22 protein-coding genes are annotated in these 21,554 nt (G+C 62.8%); 3 read left to right on the top strand and 19 right to left on the bottom strand.

From position 1 onward, the window contains the following. Positions 1–50 precede the first annotated feature (50 nt). The 4 genes from G3O01_RS25955 to G3O01_RS25940 form a co-directional block, all read right to left on the bottom strand. Positions 51–998: a hydroxymethylglutaryl-CoA lyase gene (locus G3O01_RS25955; protein WP_205809489.1), complete on the bottom strand. Its 948-nt coding sequence runs from the start codon at positions 996–998 to the stop codon at positions 51–53. Beyond that, the gene (locus G3O01_RS25950) at positions 995–2,188 is read right to left on the bottom strand and encodes a CaiB/BaiF CoA-transferase family protein (RefSeq protein ID WP_205809488.1); all 1,194 of its coding nucleotides are present in this window, start codon (positions 2,186–2,188) and stop codon (positions 995–997) included. The genes G3O01_RS25955 and G3O01_RS25950 overlap by 4 nt, the downstream gene beginning before the upstream one ends. Before the next feature lie 110 nt (positions 2,189–2,298). Beyond that, on the bottom strand, positions 2,299–3,225 hold the full coding sequence (locus tag G3O01_RS25945; RefSeq protein ID WP_205809487.1) for a LysR family transcriptional regulator: 927 nt from the start codon (positions 3,223–3,225) through the stop codon (positions 2,299–2,301). Between the two features lie 64 nt (positions 3,226–3,289). After that, positions 3,290–3,547: a hypothetical protein gene (locus G3O01_RS25940; protein ID WP_205809486.1), complete on the bottom strand. Its 258-nt coding sequence runs from the start codon at positions 3,545–3,547 to the stop codon at positions 3,290–3,292. Between the two features lie 25 nt (positions 3,548–3,572). Between G3O01_RS25940 and G3O01_RS25935 the strand changes: the two genes are divergently transcribed. Further along, positions 3,573–4,532 carry a DJ-1/PfpI family protein gene (locus G3O01_RS25935; protein WP_205809485.1) on the top strand — a complete coding sequence of 320 codons (960 nt, stop codon included), beginning with the start codon at positions 3,573–3,575 and terminating at the stop codon, positions 4,530–4,532. 71 nt (positions 4,533–4,603) lie between these two features. Next, a complete protein-coding gene (locus G3O01_RS25930) occupies positions 4,604–5,353 on the top strand; it encodes an SDR family oxidoreductase (protein ID WP_205809484.1) in 750 nt (249 codons plus the stop codon). 268 nt (positions 5,354–5,621) lie between these two features. On the opposite strand, the gene G3O01_RS25925 is transcribed toward G3O01_RS25930, so the two are convergent. The 14 genes from G3O01_RS25925 to G3O01_RS25860 are packed head-to-tail and all read right to left on the bottom strand — an operon-like array spanning position 5,622 to position 18,995. Beyond that, positions 5,622–7,025 (bottom strand): MFS transporter, encoded by a 1,404-nt coding sequence (locus tag G3O01_RS25925; protein ID WP_205809483.1) that lies wholly within the window; start codon positions 7,023–7,025, stop codon positions 5,622–5,624. A 27-nt stretch (positions 7,026–7,052) separates the two neighbouring features. Beyond that, complete coding sequence (locus tag G3O01_RS25920; RefSeq protein ID WP_205809481.1) at positions 7,053–8,309, bottom strand: FAD-dependent oxidoreductase; 1,257 nt, start codon at positions 8,307–8,309, stop codon at positions 7,053–7,055. Next, complete coding sequence (locus tag G3O01_RS25915) at positions 8,302–9,267, bottom strand: VOC family protein (protein WP_205809479.1); 966 nt, start codon at positions 9,265–9,267, stop codon at positions 8,302–8,304. Before G3O01_RS25915 ends, G3O01_RS25920 begins: the two co-directional genes overlap by 8 nt. Positions 9,268–9,280: 13 nt before the next feature. Beyond that, positions 9,281–10,777: an aldehyde dehydrogenase gene (locus G3O01_RS25910; RefSeq protein ID WP_205809470.1), complete on the bottom strand. Its 1,497-nt coding sequence runs from the start codon at positions 10,775–10,777 to the stop codon at positions 9,281–9,283. Positions 10,778–10,813: 36 nt separating this feature from the next. Next, positions 10,814–11,668, bottom strand: a complete 855-nt coding sequence (locus tag G3O01_RS25905; protein ID WP_241024265.1) for an aspartate dehydrogenase — start codon at positions 11,666–11,668, stop codon at positions 10,814–10,816. After that, a complete protein-coding gene (locus tag G3O01_RS25900) occupies positions 11,661–13,319 on the bottom strand; it encodes a thiamine pyrophosphate-binding protein (RefSeq protein ID WP_205809468.1) in 1,659 nt (552 codons plus the stop codon). Before G3O01_RS25900 ends, G3O01_RS25905 begins: the two co-directional genes overlap by 8 nt. Beyond that, complete coding sequence (locus G3O01_RS25895) at positions 13,312–14,118, bottom strand: SDR family oxidoreductase (protein ID WP_205809467.1); 807 nt, start codon at positions 14,116–14,118, stop codon at positions 13,312–13,314. Before G3O01_RS25895 ends, G3O01_RS25900 begins: the two co-directional genes overlap by 8 nt. Continuing rightward, positions 14,118–14,978: an IclR family transcriptional regulator gene (locus tag G3O01_RS25890; RefSeq protein WP_205809465.1), complete on the bottom strand. Its 861-nt coding sequence runs from the start codon at positions 14,976–14,978 to the stop codon at positions 14,118–14,120. Before G3O01_RS25890 ends, G3O01_RS25895 begins: the two co-directional genes overlap by 1 nt. Then, a complete protein-coding gene (locus G3O01_RS25885) occupies positions 14,975–15,868 on the bottom strand; it encodes an alpha/beta fold hydrolase (RefSeq protein WP_205809462.1) in 894 nt (297 codons plus the stop codon). Before G3O01_RS25885 ends, G3O01_RS25890 begins: the two co-directional genes overlap by 4 nt. 42 nt (positions 15,869–15,910) lie before the next feature. Then, on the bottom strand, positions 15,911–16,450 hold the full coding sequence (locus G3O01_RS25880) for a cupin domain-containing protein (protein ID WP_205809536.1): 540 nt from the start codon (positions 16,448–16,450) through the stop codon (positions 15,911–15,913). A gap of 35 nt (positions 16,451–16,485) precedes the next feature. Then, positions 16,486–17,235 (bottom strand): SDR family oxidoreductase, encoded by a 750-nt coding sequence (locus tag G3O01_RS25875; RefSeq protein ID WP_205809454.1) that lies wholly within the window; start codon positions 17,233–17,235, stop codon positions 16,486–16,488. A gap of 1 nt (position 17,236) precedes the next feature. Beyond that, complete coding sequence (locus G3O01_RS25870) at positions 17,237–18,325, bottom strand: aromatic ring-hydroxylating dioxygenase subunit alpha (protein WP_205809452.1); 1,089 nt, start codon at positions 18,323–18,325, stop codon at positions 17,237–17,239. A 39-nt stretch (positions 18,326–18,364) separates the two neighbouring features. Beyond that, entirely contained in the window at positions 18,365–18,676 is a 312-nt protein-coding gene (locus G3O01_RS25865) for a recombinase-like helix-turn-helix domain-containing protein (RefSeq protein WP_205809451.1), read from the bottom strand. Position 18,677: 1 nt separating this feature from the next. Continuing rightward, positions 18,678–18,995, bottom strand: a complete 318-nt coding sequence (locus G3O01_RS25860) for a non-heme iron oxygenase ferredoxin subunit (RefSeq protein WP_205809449.1) — start codon at positions 18,993–18,995, stop codon at positions 18,678–18,680. 442 nt (positions 18,996–19,437) lie between these two features. On the opposite strand from G3O01_RS25860, the gene G3O01_RS25855 reads away from it, so the two are divergent. Next, entirely contained in the window at positions 19,438–20,511 is a 1,074-nt protein-coding gene (locus G3O01_RS25855) for a porin (protein ID WP_205809447.1), read from the top strand. A gap of 81 nt (positions 20,512–20,592) precedes the next feature. Here G3O01_RS25855 and G3O01_RS25850 read toward each other — a convergent pair whose 3' ends face one another. Further along, positions 20,593–21,531, bottom strand: a complete 939-nt coding sequence (locus G3O01_RS25850) for an IclR family transcriptional regulator (protein ID WP_205809445.1) — start codon at positions 21,529–21,531, stop codon at positions 20,593–20,595. Positions 21,532–21,554: the final 23 nt, after the last annotated feature.

Below are 21,554 nucleotides of genomic sequence, written 5' to 3'. Positions count from 1 at the left end.
TGTTGGCCGGATTCGTCGTCCGGTCGTCAGTGTTGTTCGGTGAATGAAGTTCAGATAGCGCGCACGTAATCCGGTACGGGGTGCACATCGCAATTGCGGCCTGCTTTCATCAACTGGCCCGGCACGTCATGGCCGAGCAGAGCGGGCAACGTGCGCGACAGCGCAATCAGCGTTTGCAGATCGATGCCTGTCGGAATGCCGATCTCGTCGCACATGTTCACGAGGTCTTCGGTGCAGATGTTGCCCGATGCGCCTGGCGCGAACGGACATCCGCCGAGTCCGCCGAGCGCTGAATCGAAGCGGCGCGCACCCACTTCATACGCGGCCAGCACGTTCGCAAGACCAAGCCCGCGCGTGTTGTGGAAGTGCAGCGTGAGCGCTTCGGCAGGCACGCGTTGCAAAACGCGCTTCACGAGTCGCGCGACCTGGCGCGGATTCGCCATGCCCGTCGTGTCAGCGAGCGTGATGCCGTTGATGCCCATTTCACGGTACGTATCGACGATCGACACCACGCGGTCTTCGTCGATCTTGCCTTCGAACGGGCAGCCGAATGCGGTCGCCACCGTCGCATTCAATGAAACGGGGAAATGCTTCGCGAGCCGCACGATATCCGTGAACGCATCGAGCGACGCTTCACAGCTCATGCGCATATTCGCGCGGTTGTGCGTCTGGCTCGCGGACATCACGAGGTTCAACTCATCGGCGCGTGCGTTCAGCGCGCGTTCCGCGCCTTTCACGTTCGGCACCAGCGCGACGAAAATCACGCCTTCGCGGCGCTGGATCTGCGTGAACACCGCTTCGCCGTCGCGCAGCGCGGGAATCGCTTTCGGCGACACGAACGAACCGGCCTCGATGCGCGTAAAGCCCGCCGTCGACAGTTGATCGATCAGCGCGATCTTGTCCGCTGTTTCGACCCACGTCGGTTCGATTTGCAAGCCGTCGCGCGGGGCGACTTCCTGCACGATCAGCTTGTCGAAAGACTCATGTTCGAAGTTCATTGCACGGCTCCTTCGCGGCGCAGCCGCTCGATTTCGCTTTGGGCATAACCCAGGTCGGCCAGCACGCTCGACGTATGCTCGCCGAGCGCCGGACCTTGCCAGCGCACTTCGCCCGGCGTTTCCGACAGCTTCGGCACGATGCCCGGCATCTTCACCGACGCGCCGCCCGGCAAGTCGGCCTTCAGCAACATCTCGCGTGCCTGGTAATGCGGATCGGCGACGATATCGGCGACCGAATAGATGCGGCCCGACGGCACTTCGGCGCTTTCGAGCGCAGCCAGCACATCGTCGATCGAATGATGCGAGGTCCACGCGGTGATCGCGGCATCGAGCATCGCGTTCTGCGCGACGCGGCCATCGTTGCGGGCGAGCGCGGGATCATCCGCGAGATCGGGGCGGCCGATCACCTGCATCAGGCGCTTGAAGATCGGATCGCTATTTCCCGCAATCACCACAAAGCCGCCGTCTTCCGTGCGATACGTGTTCGATGGCGCGATGCCCGGCAGCGCACCGCCGCTGCGCTCGCGCACATGGCCGAGCAGATCGTATTCGGGCACGAGGCTTTCCATCAGGTTGAACACGCTTTCGACGAGCGACACGTCGACGATCTGTCCATCGCCCTGACAGGTCTTCACGCGCAACACCGACATCAACGCGCCGATCACGCCATGCAGCGAAGCAAGCGAATCGCCGAGACTCACGCCGACGCGCGCCGGCGCGCCTTCGACATCGCCCGTCGTATAGCGGATGCCGCCCATCGCTTCGCCGATCGCGCCAAAGCCCGGACGATCGCGATACGGGCCCGTCTGGCCGTAGCCGGAAATGCGGACCATCGTGAGCTTGGGGTTGATGGCGTGCAGCACGTCCCAGCCGAGACCGAGCTTTTCGAGCGCGCCAGGACGCAGGTTTTCGATGACGATGTCGGCATCGGCGGCGAGACGTTTGACGACGTCCGCGCCTTCCGGCGACTTGAGATTCACGCAGATGGACTTCTTGTTGCGTGATTGCAGATACCACCAGAGCGAGGTGCCTTCATGCAGCTTGCGCCATTTGCGCAGCGGATCGCCCGTTTCGGGCGCTTCGATCTTGATGACTTCGGCTCCGAACTCGGCGAGCAGGCGGGCGGCGAATGGCGCGGCGATCAGCGTGCCGATTTCGACGACGCGAATGCCCTGCAACGGACCACTCATGATGCTGTCTCCAATCTTGTTTCAGGTTGGAGACAAATGTAGAAGCGAGGCGGCGGGAGCGTCCAACCGCAATTCGCCAACGACCGTTCGCGGTTCGCGAACGCTCCGTGCTAAGCCTTGCCGGACAAGGCTTCCACGGTGCGCAGATGGTCGAACAGCAGCTTCGCGACGGGCGACAGACGCGCTGCATCGCGCGTGACGATGATCAGATTGCGCTCGGCCCATTCGTCTTCGAGCGCGACGGAAACGAGGCCGAGCGGCCGCCCCATGATCCGATAGACGTTGATCGGCAAAATGCCGACGCCCATGCCCGCCTGCACCATCCGGCACACGGCGTCGAAGCCCGGCACGTGGATGCGCAGCTTCAGCGCCTTGCCCGCCTGACGCGCCGCCATATGCGTGCGCGCGTTGATCGAACTGGCCGAATGCAGGCCGACGTGATCGCTGTCGAGCGTCTCGTCGAATGCGACGCTCTCGCGGCCCGCAAGCGGATGATCGTCGCGCATCACGACGCACAGCGTGTCGTGCCGGTAGTGCGTCACTTCGAGTCCACGCGCGTCCGCTTCGCCGGAACAGATGCCGAGGTCCGCGAGACTGTCCGCCACTGCTTCGACCACGCCGCCGCTCGGCCGCTCTTCGAGATCGATCTTCACCTGCTCGTTGACGCCGAGAAACGCGCGCAGGTCTTCAGGCAGGAACTCGACGATCGCCGAGAGGTTCGCCATCATCCGCACGTAGCCGCGTATGCCGCTCGCGTGGCCCGCCAGTTCGATGCCGATGTTCTCGATACCACGCATCACCCGGCGCGCGTGATGCAGCAGCGTTTCGCCCGCGGGCGTGAGCGTCATGCCGCGCGCGTTGCGCTGAAAGAGCGTCGCGCCGACGGCCTGCTCCAGTTCGAGCAGCCGCTTGCTCGCAGCGGATACGGCGATAGCCTCGCGTTCCGCCGCGCGCGTCAGCGTGCCTTCCTCATAGACGGCGATGAACAGTTGCAGGGTCGTGAGGTCGAGCCGGCGAAGCAGATTCTTCAGGACCATGGCGGACAATCGATGCATTGAATTGCGTCATATTGTGCCGCGAGCTTGCCGCAAATGCTCGCGCTCAGTCGAAACGCATCGGCGCGATCGGGTCGCTGGCGGGGAAAGTGTCCATCAACGCTTCGTCCATCAGGCGTTCGTTGTGGGCGTCGCGGACCTTGGCATCGGCCTGGTAGGCAAATTTGCTATCCTGTTCCATCCTGGGTTCCTCCGGTGCTTCGTGGTTGTCGATGGCTTCAGTATTGGTTTTGCGGCTGCTGCGTTCAACCTGTTCCCAACGGCGAAACCTGCCAACCACACGTCGTCTGCTGCCGTTTTCCACCACGCGTTGTCTACGAGGTCAATGAATGCCGCGCGTTGCCATCGCGATCTTTCCGGGCGTCCAGGCGCTGGATGTCGCCGGTCCTCTCGATGTATTCGCGGAGGCGAATCTGTTTATCGACGGCACGGACCGCTATGACGTGGCGCTGCTTGCCGCCGACAGCGAGCCGCTGCGCGCGTCGAACGGTATCCGTTTCGTCGCCGATGAAACCTTCGGCGAGCGGCACAGCAGGTTCGATCTTGCGCTGATGGCGGGCGGTCCCGCGTTGCCGGAAATCACGCCGGACCCGCGCCTCACGCACTGGCTCGCGAACGTCGCATCGCAATGCGAGCGCTACGGCTCGATCTGCACGGGCGCGTTCGCGTTGGGTCACGCGGGGCTGATCGACGATCGTCATGTCACGACGCACTGGCAGCACGCACAGCAACTCGCCACGCAGTTCCCGAAAGCGCGCGTCGACTTCGACCGGATCTATCTGCGCGACGAGCGGCTGGTGACGTCGGCGGGTGTGACGGCGGGCATCGATCTCGCGCTGGCGCTCGTCACCGAAGATCACGGCCCGCAGGTCGCGTTGAAAGTGGCGAAGCGGCTCGTGGTGTTCTCGCAGCGTCAGGGCGGCCAGTCGCAGTTCAGTCCGTACCTCACCGCACCCGCCGACGAAACCTCGCCCGTCGCCAGGGTCCAGACGCATGTGATGGCGAATATCCGCGAGAACTTCACGGTGCGGCAACTCTCCGATGTCGCGGGTATGAGCGCGCGAAACTTTGCGCGTATCTTCGTGCAGGAGACGGGCGTGACGCCGCATGAGTTCGTCGAGCGGGCGCGCATGGATGCTGCCCGCAAGCTGCTCGAAAGCAGCGGCGCGGCGCTGAAAACGATTGCTTACGATTGCGGCTTCGGCACGGCCGACCGTATGCGCATCGTGTTCACGAAGCGTATCGGCGCGACGCCGAAGCAGTATCGTGAGCGCTTTCGACACGAGTGATTCAGGCGTCTGCGCATGCTGGGCGTGCGTGAGAAAATGACCGGACGATTAACGGGTTATTGCACATCGATATGAACGCTACTACTTCCGTCCGCGCTATCGTCACGGGTCATACGAAAGGGCTCGGCGCCGCGCTTGCACAGCGGCTGCTTGCGCATGGCATCGCCGTGCTCGGCATTTCGCGTTCGCGCAATGAGGCGCTTGCGAATCAGGCGGGCTTCGAACAGATCGAGGTCGATCTGTCGGATGCCGGAAGCCTGACGCAATTCCTCGCGGGCGACACGCTGCGCAACTTTCTGAAGGGCGCGCAAACCGCATTGCTGTTCAACAATGCCGGCATGGTGCAGCCGATCGGTCCTGTCGAAGGGCAAGATGTTACGGCGATTGCGCAAGCGGTCACGCTGAATGTGTCGGCGCCGTTGATGCTGGCAAGCGCGTTCGCATCGGCGAGCCCTGACGCTGGCGACCGGCGCATCGTCCACATTTCCAGTGGCGCGGCGCGTCATCCTTATGCGGGCTGGAGTATCTACTGCGCGACGAAAGCTGCGCTCGATCATCACGCGCGCTCCGTCGCGCTGGATCAGAATCGCGCGCTGCGAATTTGCAGCGTAGCGCCGGGTGTCGTCGATACGAACATGCAGGCAGAGATTCGCTCGTCCGAACTCGACAAATTCCCGATGCGCGAGAAGTTCGAAGAGCTGAAGCGCGACGGGAAGCTGGCAACGCCGGAGGAATCGGCGGGCAAGCTGGTGGATTACGTGCTGAGCGAGACGTTTGGCGCCGTGGCGACGGCGGATGTGCGGGAGTTGCCGCAGGGGTGAGACCGAATCACGCGTCCCGAAAACGCTCACCTTTGAATCCGGGGAACGTCGTGCGAGGCTTCGGTTGCCGGCAAGATGCGACCCGTCAAATCACGAAATTAGCTTGAATTCAGGCGTTTTCGCGTGATCCTGGTTTCCGTGATACGGCTTAAGGTGCGCTCAAACCACACCCAATCCCTCACTCCCGAAAACCCTCACCTGAAAACAACCTGGGCCACGACACGCACACCGCGCACCGTGGCCCAACATTCAAAGCATCACGGAAAACTCAGGCTTCCAGCTGCTCCAGCACCTTCCCCTTGGTCTCGATCCCGAGAAACCTCACAACCAGCGCCGCGAGAAACGGCACCACGGCCAGCAGATAAAACGCCACATCGAGATTCCCGCCGATCATCGTCTTCGACACCAGCGTCGGCGCGAAGATCGCCGCGAGCTTCAGCCATGCGCCGCCGACACCGCAGCCGAACGCACGAATACTCGTCGGATACAGCTCCGGCGTATACACATACGCCGTGATAAACCCGCACGCCAGCCAGCCCAGCGCAAACGCACAGCACGTCGCGACCACATAAACAGAAGCGTTATGAAACACGCCCGCCAGCGCCAATGACAACGCACACAGCATGAACGACCAGTTGATGATCGGCTTGCGGCCCACCTTGTCGACCAGCATCGCGCACAGCAGCGAACCCAGAACGCCAAGCACGGAAGCCGCGACGGCCAGATTCAGCGCAAGTTGCAACGGCGCGTGATACACCGTGCGATAAATCGTCGGCAGCCACGTCGACAGACCGTACTGGATCACTCCGCACGTCATCCACAGCATCGCGACTGCCGCCGAGCGCTTCCAGTAAGCCTTGCCGAACAGATCGCTCATCTTGCGCTTCGGGTGACGCGCCGCCATCGCTTCGAAGCCGGCGGGGTCGGCCATCGGCGGCAGCGCGGTCTTTGCGGTGCGTTCAAAGGCTTGCACGGCATCGGCGGCTTCGTTCATGCGGCCGCGTTCAGCGAGCCAGCGCGGCGACTCCGGCACGAGCTTGCGCAACACGAAGAACAGAATCAACGGCATGCCGCCGATAAAGTACATCGCTTCCCAACCGAAGCGCGGCACGATCCACGCACCCAGCGCATTCGACGCCAGCAAACCAACCGGGAACACGATCTCGTACAGCAGCACGAAACGCCCACGTCCATGCGCACGGCAGATTTCGTTGATGTACGTCGCGGCCACCGGCAACTCGCCGCCCAGCCCGATGCCCTGCACGATGCGCAACGCGACGAACACTGCAAACGTCGGCGCAAAACCGCACGCAATACTCGTAATGCCGATCAGCCCCGAACTCAGCGCAATTGCCTTCACGCGACCCTGCCGTTCCGCGTACCACGGAAACAGAAACGCACCGACCAGCTGACCGACCGAACCCGCGCCGATCAGCAGGCCCACGTCCCACGGCGTCAGATGCCATTTGCCGATCAGGATCGGCAGCGTCGCGGCGATCGCGATCACGTCGAAGCCGTCGAAGAACGTCGCGAGGCCGATCAGAATGCGCGCGCGCACCAGCATCGCGTTCGCGGGCAATCGCTCGAGCCGCGCAATGATCGATCCGCGCGTCGCGGGTTGGGAGACACCGGCGCTGCTGTGTGCCTCAAACGTGTTGTCGATAGTGCTCATGCGTCGTTTCTCCGCCGCGTACTGGGGTTATGCGAGTGCCTTGTCGGCGTCGGCCAGAGCCGCGACATCGACCGTGCGTCCCTGGGTCATCCATTTGCGCGCGAGCTTCAGGTCGCGCGGCGTATTGATCGCGATCACGCCGCGCACGCCGCCGTCTGCGACATGAAACAGCGTCGCGCGCCGTGCGCCGACATCGCCGCGCACGACGAGTTGTGCATCGGCGGGAATGTCGCCGAGAATCTGCAGGTTCACGTCGTACTGATCCGACCAGAACCACGGAATCTCCGCATACGGCTCGAACTGGCCGAGCGCGGCCTTCGCGACGACGATCGCCTGGTTCTGCGCATTCGCCCATGACTCCAGCCGCACGCGGCGCTTCAGCCACGCGCTCGGATGATTGGCAACGTCGCCACATGCGAAGACGCACGGGTCGTTCGTCATGCCGTGCTCGTCGACGACGATGCCGTCGTTCACCGGCAAACCTGCCGCTTCGGCAAGCGACGTGTGCGGCGTGAGACCGATTCCCGCGACTGCGAAATCAGCGTCGATGACCGTGCCATCTCCGAGCGTTGCGCGAACCTTGCTGTCGTCTTCGGGATGCGTATCGAGCGAGGTCAACGCAGCGGACAAACGCACATCGACGCCATTCGATCGATGCAGATCCAGCAGGAAGTCCGACACCGAAGGCGGCAGCGAACGCGCGCACAAACGCGGCGCGCCTTCCACCACAGTTGCCGCAACGCCAAGCTTGCGCGCCGTCGCAGCCACTTCCAGACCGATCCATCCACCGCCGATCACGAGCACATGCTGGCTCTTGCGCAAACGCTCGCCGAGCGCGGACGCTTCATCCAGCGTGCGCAGATAGGCGATGTGATCCGTCTTCACGAGCGACGCCGGCAGCTTGCGCGCCGCGCCGCCCGTTGCGATCACGAGCCGGTCGTACTGCACTTCGCGACCCGTCTGCGTGCGCACAATGCGTTGCTCGCGATCGATCTGCGTCGCCACATCCGGCTGCCATGCTTCGACATTCAGCGAAGCGAAATCATCGGTTGCGAAGAGACGCACGGTGTTGATATCGGCATCACCGGACAGCACGGCTTTTGAAAGCGGCGGCCGTTCATACGGCAGATGAATTTCATCTGCGATCATCACCAGACGGCCTTCGAAGCCGGTCTTGCGCAATGTCTTCACGACCCAGCCCGCAGCCTGCCCGCCGCCGATCACGACGATGGTTTGCGGCGCGTCCGCATTGCTCGCGACATGTGTGTTGGCAGCGTCAGTCATGTTTGCGCTCCGTCATGAACTTGCCTTCCGGCGCCTTCGCATTCTTCTGACGGCGCGTATTGCCGTCGATACCGCCATCGATTGCCCATTCGGCAAACACGGTCGGGCCCGGTTCGAATTCGCGCGGCTGCCATTCGGGCGTCAACTGGTCTTCGTCCGCGTAGTACTCGATCAGACCGCCCGCCGGATTCTGGAAGTACCAGAAGTAAGCCGACGAAACGGGGTGACGTCCCGGACCAAGCTGCGTATCCCAACCGCAACGGCTGATATGCATGCCGCCACCGAACACTTCATGAATGTCGCGCACGGTGAACGCGACGTGATTCAGGCCGCGCTTGCCTGTCGGCAGTTGCAGCAGGAACAGATCGTGATGGCCGCCGTGCGGCGCGCAGCGCATGAATGCGCCACGGTCCGGATAACGGTCCGACGTCTCGAAGCCGAGCCGCTCGTGATAGAACTTCTCCTGCTCTGCGAGACAGTTCGTGAAGAACACGACGTGGCCCACTTCGACGGGTTCCGCGCGCTCATAGATCGTGCTGGGCGTATCGACGCGCAACGTCTGGCCCCACACGTTCGACAGCGAGCCATGCACGTCGACATCGCGCTTGCGCGTCACTTCAATGCGGATCGCCATGCCGTTCGGATCGATGCAACCGACCGCATCGTCGTTCGAGTAATAGCCCTGCGCGCCTTTGAGGCTCGCACGGTACTTGTCGAGATCAGCGGGCGTGGCCACGCCCCACGTCACTTCGCGCAGCGTCGGACCTTCTTCGAAAGCAGGAGGCAGCGAAGGATCGTCGGCCAGGACGGCGAGCACCGTGCAGCCGTTCAGCGTTTCGAAACGCGCGCGCGTTTCGTTATGCCCGGTTTCCTTCATGCCCCAATCGGCGAAAAAGCGCCGACAGGTCTCCAGATCCGTCACACCGTACGTAATCTGTTCAATGCCGAGAATGCTCATGTTGCGTGCCTCTTCAGTTCGCCCACGCGAGCGGGGCGTCGTTCAAGCCCCAGTAGAGGCTCTTTTGCTGCATGTACTCACGAATGCCCAGGCGGCCTTTCTCGCGGCCCATGCCGCTTTCTTTCCAGCCTGAGAACGGTGTCGAGATCGAAAACAGCTTGTATGTGTTGATCCAGATCGTGCCTGCTTCAAGGGCGCGCGCGACGCGCCATGCGCGCTTGTAGTCGCGCGTCCAGATGCCGGCGGCGAGACCGAATACGCTGTCGTTCGCTTCCTTGATCAACGACGCTTCGTCGTCGAAAGGCATGGCGACCAGCACCGGTCCGAAGATTTCTTCCTGGCAGATGCGTGCGCTGTTCGTCAGGCCTTCGAGAATTGTCGGCTGATAGAAGTAGCCCTGTTCGCGGTTGTTGCCCACAGGCCGCTCGCCGCCGCACAACAGACGTCCGCCTTCTTGGAGACCCAGCGCGACGTAACGCTCAACCGATTCGCGATGCTTCGCCGTAATCAGCGGACCCATCTGCGTGTTCTCGCTCGCTGGATCGCCGACGCGCAACTGACGCGCCTTTTCCGTGAGCCGCTTCATGAACTCCGGATAGATCGAGCGTTGCACGAACAGACGCGAACCCGCGATGCACGCCTCGCCCGACGAACTGAAAATGCCGTACAGCACGCCGTTCACCGCATGATCGAGATCGGCGTCTTCGAAGACCATCGTCGGCGACTTGCCGCCGAGTTCGAGCGACACGGGCATCAGCTTGTCGGCCGCGATGCGCGCGATACCGCGTCCCACTTCCGTGCCGCCCGTGAACGACACTTTTTTCACGAGCGGATGGCGCACCATCACATCGCCGATCACCGAGCCCTTGCCAGGCAATACGCTCAACACGCCCTTCGGCACGCCAGCTTCCTCGCAGATGCGCGCGAGCGCCAGCGATACGAGCGGCGTCACTTCGGCCGGCTTCAGCACGACGGCATTGCCTGCCGCCAGCGCGGGCGCGAGCTTTTGCGCATCGGACGCGATCGGCGAATTCCAAGGCGTAATCGCCGCGATCACGCCGATCGGCTCATGCACGCTCATCGTCAGATAGTCGCCGCGCGAAGGCGTGACTTCTTCGTCGAGCGTTTCGAGGCAGGCGGCGAAGTAGCGGAACGTGTTCGCCGCGCTCGCGACCAGCACGCGCGTCTCGCTGATCGGCTTGCCGTTGTCGCGGCGCTGCAGTTGTGCGAGCGCTTCGTGCTTCGCCATGATCAGGTCGGCGATGCGATACAGGATCAACGCGCGCTGATGCGGCTTCAGACCGGACCAGTTCGGCTTGCGCCAGGCGATGTCGGCGGCTTCGATCGCTTCGCGTGCATCGTCGGCGTCGGCCGTCGTGATCTCGGCATTCACCGAGCCGTCTGCCGGATAAACGCTCGCGTACAGCGCGCCGCGGCCGCGCTTCCACTCGCCGCCGATCAGAATATCGGCGCTGGGTACGAGGCTCGAAATGATGTCCGTGTGGGGCATGTCGTACTTCCTTTAGCTATCGGATCTATCGGATCTTCAGATCACGCAGCGAGCCGCGCGATTGCGCAGCGCACGGATCGCGCTATATGCAGTCAACGCAGAGGTCTTTGGGTTGTCGGGTAGCGGCTTGCCGCTCATTTCCAGCGACATCTCGCCGAACGCGCCGCGCGCGACGATACGGTGCACGTTGCGCGTCACGGATGGATCGGCGATCAGGCGCACTGTCGTCTGATCGAGGCCGAGGCCTGCCAGCGCAATAGTCGCGGCAACGTTGGCATTCTTCGGATACAGACGCGCCGCTTCACGCGCGCTGCCTTCGAAGATCACACGCGCTTCCGTCAGCGTGTGCAGATCGCAGACCTGTTCGGCGGGCGAGCCGAGCCAGCCCGTCGGCGGCTTGCGGCCGATGTACTGCACTTCGTCGAGGCCACCGAGCTTCGCAGCAGCGAGCGCGTCAATACCGCCAATTGCGCCCGACAACAGCGTCACCGTCGCGTGACCTTCATCGGCGGCGGCGTTCAACGCGTCGAGCAACGCGAGGTCCGACAGCGCACCGATCGATGCAACCGCGCAATCCGTGCCCGCTTTCAGCAGCGGCACGACGTGGTTGACCAGCGCGCCGTGCCCTGCGCATTCGAGCGCGAATTGCGGACGCGACTTCAACGCATCGACGGACCACACGACATCCACATCCGGCCCGACCTGCTCGCGCACGGCATCGGCCTGATGCTCGGGCACGATCACATGCGACACGTGCACTTGCGGATCGGCGGCAACCGCGTGATACACGGTCTGGCCGATTGCACCGAAACCGATCATCGCGATGTCGATAGGCATGTTGTTCATGGCGGCACCGTTGGCAGCGTTAGCAGCGTGAATGGCTTCAGGCATGTTCCGGCTCCTGCTTGCGCACAGGAGGACCTGCAAATGCCGTCGTGAACGAGCCGATCGACAGCATGTCGACTTCGACCATCACGGGACCTGCCTTCGCCATGCCTTCGCGAACGATCGCTTCGGCCTGATCGAGCGACGAGATCCGGTAGTGCGTGAGGCCGAAGCTCGCGCAGAACTGCGCGAAATCCGGTTGATGCAGTTGCACGTAGCAGCGGCGACCGCCGTAGTGCGCGTCCTGAATGTTGCGGATCACGCCGTAGCATTGATCGTTCATCAGCACGATCATCACGTTCGCGTTTTCCTGCACGGCCGTGACCAGTTCGCCGACGTTGACCATCAGGCCGCCGTCACCGACGAGGCACACCGTCTTCGATGCCGCATTCGCCAGCGCCGCGCCAATCGCCATCTGTATGCCCTGGCCGATACCGCCGCCGAGTGCGTGCACGCCCGCGCGCGGCTGGAAGATCTTCAGCATGCGGTTGCCCCACGTGCTGTTCGAGATCGTCACGTCGCGCACCCAGTTGTAGTCGCGGCCCACCGCGTGTTGCAGCACGTCGACGAGGCGCTTGTACGGCCCGAGCCCCTTGCCCGTTTCAGCGACAGCGACTTCACGCGTGGCAGCGAGATCGCCTGCGAACGCCGGGTCGATCTTCATGCGCCCTTCGAGCAGAGTGGCCAGTTGATCGAGCACTTCGGCCGCGTCGCCGTGCACGAACAGTTCGTTGCGATAGCCGCGGTTGTCAGCAAGCGCATCGGCGTCGACACGGAACAGCGGCTGCGGCAGCGCAAGCTTGTACTTCAGCGTTTCGTTGCCGCGCAGACGCGAGCCGACCACGAGCATGGCGTCGCATGTTCTGTAGAAATTCTCGACGGTCGGCTGCACGTTGAATGCGCCAAGCGTCGCGGGATGATCTTCCGGCAGCACGCCGCGGCCTTGAACGCTCGTCACCACACCAAAGCCGAGCTTCACGAGACGCTCGACCTGCGCACGCGCATGACGCGTGCCGCCGCCGAGCCACAGCAACGGGCGCTTCGCTTTCGCGAGTTCATCGGCGAGTTGCTCGACGCGCTTCGTGTCATGCGTCAGCGTGGTGATGTGCGGCGCAGTCATATCGGCGGGCCATTCGATTTCAGCTGCCTGGATGTCGATCGGAATCTCGACGCTGACGGGGCCGCTCGGCGCCGTATGCGCGACACGCACCGCTTCGCGCACGGTCGCCAGTGCCGTATCGACGGAGCGCACGCGGTACGCTGCTTTCGAAATCGACGAGAGCATCGTCAGTTGATCGGGCGCTTCGTGGATGTACGCGAGGTCCTGATCCAGATACGTCGTTTCGATCTGACCGGTGATGTGCACGAGTGCCGTGCCTGCCGTCAGCGCTTCGACCATCGCGCCCGCTGCGTTGCCCGCAGCCGTGCCCGTGCTCGTGAACGCGACGCCGAGGCCGCCCGATACACGCGCGAGGCCGTCGGCCATGTTCAGCGCGCCCGCTTCGCCGCGCGCGCCGACATAGCGGATGTTGCCGCGTGTGTTGATCGCGTCGAGGATCGGCATGTTGTGAATGGAGATCACGCCGAAAGCAGTCTTGACGCCGCACTGCTCGAGGAAAGCGGCGATCAGCTCGCCGACGGTGGTTTTGTTAGACATGACGTGCAACGCCTCCGGAAACATCGATATGGCTTCCCGTCGTGTACGACGACAGGGGTGTAGCGAGATAAAAGAGAGCTTGGGCGGCCTCTTCGGGAAGGCCTAAACGGCCGAGCGGAATGTTCTTCTTGCGCGCGAGTTCGCGGGTCCAGTCTTCCCAGCTTTGGCCCGGCTGCGCCTGCGTCTGGTAGCGGCGTCGCCACTGACCCGACTCGACCAGGCCGATCAGAATCGAATTCACGCGAATGCCTTGAGGCGCGAATTCGACGGCCAGCGACTTGATCAGGTTCTGCACACCTGCACGCGCCGAAGAAGTCGCGACCATGTGCGGCTCGGGCTGCAGTGCGAGCAGCGAATTCACGCAGACGATCGAACCGTTGCCTTGCTGCGCGGCTTGCGTGAGCATCGGCAGAAAGGCGCGCGTCGGACGGATCACGCTGAAGTACTTGAGGTCGAGTTCTTCGCGCCATGCTTCGTCGCTCGTATCGGCGAAGGTCGACACGCGGCCCTGGCCTGCGTTGTTCACGAGCATGTCGGTGCGGCCAAAGCGTTGCTGCACGTCATTTGCGAACTGCGTGACTTCGTCCGCATCGAGCACGTTGCAGCGCGCGGCGAGCAATTGCGCTTGCGGAAATTGCTTGCGCAGCGCAGCTTCGGCGCTCGCGAGACGATCGGTATCGCGTCCGCAGATCGCCACCGATGCGCCCGCGCGCAGAAAGAGTTCAGCCGTTGCGAGACCGATGCCGGACGAACCGCCCGTCACCACTGCAACCTGTCCTGTCAGATCGATTTGAATCATCACAGTCCCAATGCCTTCATGTATCGGCTTTCCGCTGTCGGCCGGTAGTTCAGCCGCAGCGACAGTTGTTCCGCTGCGGTGCGCACCTTGTCGATCAGTCCGCCGTCGAGCAGCGCCGCATCGATCTGCGGACGCGGAATCGTCGTCGTGATGACGGCGGCGATGCGACCCGTGTCGTTGCGTACCGGCGCGGAAATCACGGAAATGCCGTTTTCAAAGGACGATTCGCTGATCGCGAAGCCGCGCACGGCGTCGTCCTTCACGCGTTCATACAGTTCTTCAACGGTCGCCGGCGTGTGCTTTGTGAAGCGCTCGAGCGTCTTCTCCGGGTACAGCACGCGCAGTTCGGCGAGCGACAGATCGCCCATCAGCACATGGCCGTGCGTCGTTGCATGCGCGGGAAGACGGGTGCCGACGTTCACCTTCACCGAGCTGAACACGGGCGCGTGGCTTTGCGCCTTCGCGACGAACACCACGTCGCGGCCATCGCGGATCACGATGTGCGTCGTCAGACCCGTTGAGTCGCGCAGCCCTTCGATTAGCGGCAAACCGAGATCAGTGAGTTCGAGCGAGCTCAGATATTCGAAGCCGAGGCGCAGCACCGCGACGCCAAGGCGATAGTTGCGGTCGCGATCCGCGCGCTCCAGAAAGCCGAGCGATTCGAGCGTCTGCAACAGACGGAACACCGTCGTGCGCGGAATGCCGAGGCGCTTCGACAACTCGGGCGCGCCGAGCACCGGCTCGCGCGGCGAAAATTCAGTGAGAATGCGCAGGCCGCGTTCCAGACCGGGCACGCGATAGTTCGCGTCGCTGCGGTCTTCTTCTGCGTCGGGCGCATTGCCCGTCAATTCGGGGGTCATGCTTTACTCCATTGGCCGTCGCTCGCGCGGCAGAATGCGTCGATGAGCGCGGTGTATGCTTCGCTTGCTTCGATGTAGCCCGCGTGACCCGCGCGCGGGATGATCTGCAAGCGTGTGTGTGCCGCGAGTGCGATGCGCTCGCACGACGACGGCGGTGTGATCGCGTCTTCCGCGCCGACCGCGACGGCGATACGGCCCGTGTACTTCGCGACATCGCTGGCGAGGTCCGCGTTGGCGAGCAGATGCGTCGCCTGCGCGTAGCCGTGCGGCATGATGCGCGACATGTTCCAGCGCACCCAGTCGCGCGATGCAGGATCGGCGTGCGCCGACAGCATGTTGGCGCTGCGTGTGTCGGCGAGTCCTTGCGGGCCGAGTTCGGCGAGCATCGCGAGACGGCTGTCGCGCTTCGATGCACGCACTTCTTCGGACGCCGCGCCATAACCCGCTGCGGGTGAAATCAGCAGCAAGCCCGCCACGCGTTCCGCGTGCTGTGCCGCGTACGAACCCGCGATGATCGCGCCGAGCGAATGACCGACCAGCACGCATCGTTCGATGCCGAGCGCGTCGAGCCATTGTTCGAGTGCGTTGGCGTATTCACACGCTTGAGGCGAAGCGGATTCAACCGGCGTCGACTCGCCGTAACCCGGCGCGTCCCACGCGATCACGCGGCGCGCCGTGCCGAGTACTTCAAGCTGCTGCACCCACGAAGCCGCGCCCGAGCCAATCCCGTGCAGCAGCACGAGCGGCAACGCACCGGCATGCGCCGCGCCCGCTTCGCGATAGCCGATCGCGCGTTGCGGCGCAATCTCGATCCGCTGTGCCGGGAAGTGCGAGAGGCGCGTTTCCAGCGTGACGGTTCGATCAACGGTGACGGGCAGTGTTGCGGACATGGGCTTCGTTTCGTTTTCGCTTAGTGAGTGAGGTGCCTTGCTTTACTTCGCGAGGTCGCGCTTGATCTTCGCGAGCGGCGAATCGGGCGGATACGTCGGCGTGATCGGCTTCGACGAACCAAGCATCACGCACATCAGCGCGTCTTCTTCACCGATATTGATTTCCGTGCGATACACGCCCGGCGGCACCGAGATCAGATCGCGTTCGCCGAGCACGGCTTCCCACGTTTGCCCATCACGCTCGCAGATCACTTTCATCTTGCCGCGCAGCACGAAGAAGATTTCTTCGACATCGGTATGAATGTGGCTCGGGCCGATGTTGCCGGCGGGAATCACCATCGTCGAAAACGTGAAGCCGCCTGCGGGCACGGTGTTCACGTCTTTAGCGACACCCGTGCCGCCTGTGCCGACATAACGCATTTGCGCGCGGCGATACTTCGGGTCGTAGTCGGCCTGGAACTTCAGGGCGTCCCAGTCGTAGCGGCGCGTTTCGAAGCGCGCAACACGCGAATCCAGCCATTGTTCGAAACTCGCGTCGGCGGGTTGATCCCACGATTTGCGTTCGAGATCGGCGTCGGCCATTGTTTTCTCCATGTGGTTCGCTCGTTCGAGCAAGGTCAATTCATTACGAAGCCGCCGTTCACGGGCAGCAACTGGCCCGTCACGAAGCGCGCGGCATCCGTCAGCAGGAACAGCACGGGACCCGTGACGTCATCGGGCACCTGCGCGCGCGTCAATGCGCGGCCTTTCAGGTAGTACTCGTGGCGCTCGGCAGGGACGTATGCAGTGGCTTCGACTTCCGTCAGGCCCGGTGCAATCGCGTTCACCGTGATGCCGTGCGCGCCGAATTCGCGTGCGAGCGAGCGTGTCATCGAAATCACTGCGCCTTTACTGGCGACATAAGCGAGCAGCTTCGGCGCGCCCCACATCGCCGTATCGGATGCGATGTTGACGATCGCGCCGCGCTTCGAATCGCGCAGATGCGGCAGCGCCGCCGTGCACATCAGCCACGTGCCGCGCACGTTGACGTTCATCACCGCGTCCCACGTTTGCGTGCTCAGCTCTTCGGCGAAGCGGCCGCCCGAGTTGGTGATCGCAGCGTTGTTGATCAGCGCGTCGATGCCGCCCATCTTCTGCGCGGCCTGTGCGACGAATGCAGCGATGCTGTCGGGGTTCGCGAGATCGAGCGCGATGAAGTGCACGTTTGCGCCGAGTTTCTCCGCAAGCGCACGGCCTTCCGCTTCGAGCACGTCGCCGAATACGATTTGCGCGTCTGCTTTAGCAAGCGCTTCGATGAACGCCGCGCCGAGTCCGCGCGCACCGCCCGTTACGACGACACGCCGTCCGCTCATGCTGGGGAGCGTCATGTCAGGCATGTGCGTGCCCCGTCGACGCCTGTGCGCCCGCTTCCGCCTGCTTCGCCTTGAATGCGTCGAGATCGGCGAAATGCTGTTGCGCGCGTTGACGCAGCATGCGGCGCACGCGCGTCATGCCGACATCGTGCTGATAGAGGAATTCGTGCTCGCGCGCGTTCGGCGCGAGGCTTTCGAGCACATAGCGGTCTTGCTCCAGCACCGCCCAATGCAGACCTTCCAGGCGATTGCGATACAGGAAACGCCATGCGTCGCGCTGCCAGCCGCTCACCTTGCGCGTGCGCCAGAAATAGACCTGGCAGTTGTCGTTATCGACAGGCACGGCAAAACCGATAATGCCGAAGCTGCCGCCAGGGCCGAACTTCTTCTTGTACGGAATCGCGAGGCGCATCCACAGGCCGCCCGTTTCGCCGAGTTCCACCCAGTCGAAGTTCACGTCGCGCTGGCCGACCTTTTCGAACATGAGGCCAGTCTCGGTTTTGCGCACACGCATGTCGGCCTGCTTGTCGCCTTCGGCCATCGAGTGCGACGTCGCGTGCAGATACGCGCCGTGCATCGGGTCCATCACGTTGTCAATCGCGTACTGATAGTTGCACTTCCAGTTCGACACGCACAGGAACTGCGAGTACTCCGCGCCGACCAGTTCTTCAGGCAGCGACAGCGGCGTCGGCTCTTTGTGTGCATCGTCGCCGAACCACAGGAAGATCGCGCCCGCATGTTCTTCGACGGGATACGACTTCACACACTTCTGGCCTTCGAGCGGACACGCCGATACGGCAGGCACTGACTGAACCGTGCCGGAGCCATCCACTTCGATGCCGTGATACCAGCACGCAACGCGATTGCCGAGATTCCAGCCCAGCGACAGACGCGCGCCGCGGTGCGGGCAGCGGTCTTCGAGCGCATGGACTTTGCCTTCCTGATCGCGCCACAGCACGATCTGTTCGCTCAGGCGCGTGAGGCCGATCGGCGCGTTGCCGACTTGCCAGCTCGGCGCAACGGGATACCAGTAGTTCTTGATGCCGCGGTCGAGATACGCCTGAATCGGATCGGCTGCGGGGTTCGTTGTATTGAGGGACGTCATGGGGAAACTCCGTGTTCGCTTGGGGTGGACGTGAAGCGCTTATTCCGCGAGCAGCCGCAGTTCTGCGGCCAGACGCTCTTCGCTCCACTGCGCGCCTTCCGGCGTGCGGAACCCGACCCTGTTCAGGCCGGCCACCACTTCATGCAACTCCGTTGCACCTGCTTCGAACACCTGCTCCAGCGCGTCGCCGAAGTCGTTTTCGTACTGCGTCGGCTCCGCCTTGCGCGTCTGCCAGATCATGTTGCCGGTCTCGCCCGGCTTCTCGATCACGCCCTTGCCGGCGACGTTGTTCGGCTGCGGCGCGAGCCACGGCTTCAGGAAGGGATTGAAGTTCACGACGGCTTCTTTCATGTCATTCCACCTTGATCTGGATTTCTTCACCCGCGAGGCGCACGGCGTACGTCTTCAGGTCGCGGCCGCCCGGCTCTTTCAGACACTTGCCGGTCGGGATATGGAAAACAGCTTCGTGCAGCGGACATTCGACCGTGTCGCCGTCGATGAAGCCTTGCGTCAGCAGCGCATACGCATGCGGGCAGACGTTCTCGAGGGCGTAGAGCTCATCGCCCACCTTGTAGATGCCGATTTCCTTGCCGTCGCCGAGCTTGAACTCGACGGGCGCGTCTTCGGAAAGCGCGCCGGCGTGTCCGGCGCAAAGCCACTGTTCACTCATTTCTCACCTTCTCCGACCAACCGGTTCCGTCCGTTTGACGTTCCACCTAAGGAACATCAGTTTATGTATGGTCAATTATAGGATCGTGTTCGTACGGACAAAATAAAAATTCTGCGCTTCCAGGGAAAACACCGACAGCGGCTTTTTCGCAACGTAAGAACACCGTAAAGCGGGCCAAATCAAGGACTTGCTGCGCATAAAGTGCGCGCGCGTACGGCATCGAAGGTCATCTGATGAATGAGGGTTTTCACCGTCGCAAAAACTTTTTTGTTCGCTCAATTGACTCTCTATACTTTCCATAGGCGATACATATGCCCATAGGTGGAACAAAGAGCGGATAGCCGACAGAGCAGGTGACCAGAAGGCCATCCACAGAGATGACAGGCAAGGGAAGAGAAACCGGCACGGCCGGATATCGACCACACGATCAGGAGTACCAAGGGTGAAACGCATCATCGCTGCCGGCGTGGCAGGACTTGTGGTGACATCGACGGCGTGGGCGCAAAGCAGCGTCACGCTGTACGGCAGTCTCGATGCTGGCATTGCTTACGTGAGCAACGTCGGCGGCCATACGAAGTGGATGGAAGAACAGGGCAATATGCAGCCGGACCGTTGGGGCCTGCGCGGCGTCGAAGATCTGGGTGGCGGTCTGCACACGATCTTCCAGCTGGAAAACGGCTTCTATACGAACACCGGCAACTTTGCGAAGGCGGGCACGCTGTTCAACCGCCAGGCGTATGTCGGTATCAGCTCGGATCAGTACGGGCAGATCACGCTCGGCCACCAGACGCCATTCAACTTCGACATGCTCGGCCCGCTCAGCACCGGCTATCTCGCGGCGAGCTGGTATGCGTTCCACCCCGGCAACATCGACGAACTGGCGGACACGGGCGTCGTGCCGTTCGACAACTCGGTGAAGTTCAAGTCAGTCAGCTACGCGGGCTTCACGGTCGGTGCGATGATGGGCCTTGGCAACACGACGAACTTCTCGACGGGCAAGACGATGAGCTTCGGCGTGAACTACGTGAACGGCCCGTTCAAGGCCGCCGCGGTGTACTCGAACGAGCACAACCGCACGCCTTCGATCGTCACGACAGGCATCACCACGTTTCAAGGTGCAGCCGCCGCGAGCTATTCCGCCGACAAGGTCGAGAACATGGGCGCGGGCCTGTCGTATCAATTGGGCAAGCTGCTCGTGCACGCGCTCTATACGCGTGTGAAGCTGCAATCGAATGGATTCTCTGACACGTATCAGAGCTGGGACGCGGGTGCGAACTACCAGTTCACGCCCGCCAACACGCTCGCTGGCGGCGCTGCGACGACGACGCTGTCGGGCCGTCGCTGGACGCAATTCGAAATCGGCGATATCTATGCGCTGTCCAAGCGCACGCAGGTCTACGTGAACGTGCTGTACGAGCACGCGAACGAGAATGCGAACGCCGCGTTCTTCACGGCGGGCGTGTCGGGTGGCCGCAATCAGGCGATCGTGCTGACGGGTATTCACCACTCGTTCTGAACGATGACCTGATAAAGCGTTCTCAGGCATGAAATAAAACAGGCGGCTCGCGAGCCGCCTGTTTTTATTTCCGCACGCCTGTTATCGACGCGTTTGCACGAGCGTCGGATCGTCAGCCGGCGCGCGATAGTTCAGGCGCGCCGACAGATCGAGCGCTGCGCCGCACACCTTCGCGACGAGCGGCACACGTTCGTCGTCGCCGATATCCGAACGCGGCACGGTCACTGTCATGGCCGCGACGATCTTGCCCGTCTGGTCACGCACGGGCGCGCTGACCACGGAAATGCCGCGCTCGAACGATGCCTCGCTGAGCGCGTAGCCCTGCGCCGCCGTTTCGCGGATGCGTTCGTACAGTTCGTCGACGGTTGCGGGCGTGCGATCGGTAAAGCGTTCAAGCTGCTGTTCAGGGTAAAGCTGGCGCAACTGCATCAGCGAGAGATCGCCCATCAACACCTGGCCGTGCACGGTTGCATGCGCGGGCAGCCGCGTGCCGACATGCACCTTCACCGAACTGAACATCGGATCATGCGTTTGTGCCTTCGCGACGAACACCACGTCGCGTTCATCGCGAATCAGCAGATGCGTGCTCAAGCCCGTCTGATCGCGCAGGCGTTCGAGAATCGGGGTACCGAAGTCGGTCAGTTCCAGCGAACTCAGATATTCGAAGCCGAGGCGCAGCACCGCGACGCCGAGGCGGAAATGCCGGTCGCCCGTCGCGCGTTCGAGAAAACCGAGTGCTTCGAGTGTTTGCAGCAGACGGAATGTCGTCGTGCGCGGAATGCCAATGCGCTTCGACAGTTCAGGTGCGCCGAGCACGGGTTCACGCGCGGAGAACTCGGAAAGGATGCGCAAGCCGCGTTCGAGGCCAGGAACGAGATATGTCGAGCCGCCGCCGCTTTCCTCGTCGGCGGACTCTGCGCCTTCCGCGCTGCGCGCGGCGTCCTCGTCGGCCGATGCGTCGCGCGCCGCCTGCTGCCCGGCGCTCCTGCGTCCCACTCCTGTCGTGTTGTCTCTTGCCATATCCGGCTGATGTCGTTGAACCG

Source organism: Burkholderia sp. Ac-20365 (assembly GCF_017104715.1).
In the GTDB taxonomy this organism is placed as follows: domain Bacteria; phylum Pseudomonadota; class Gammaproteobacteria; order Burkholderiales; family Burkholderiaceae; genus Paraburkholderia.
Note: the sequence above shows the minus strand (reverse complement) of the source record. Positions and strands in the feature narration are given on the sequence as shown.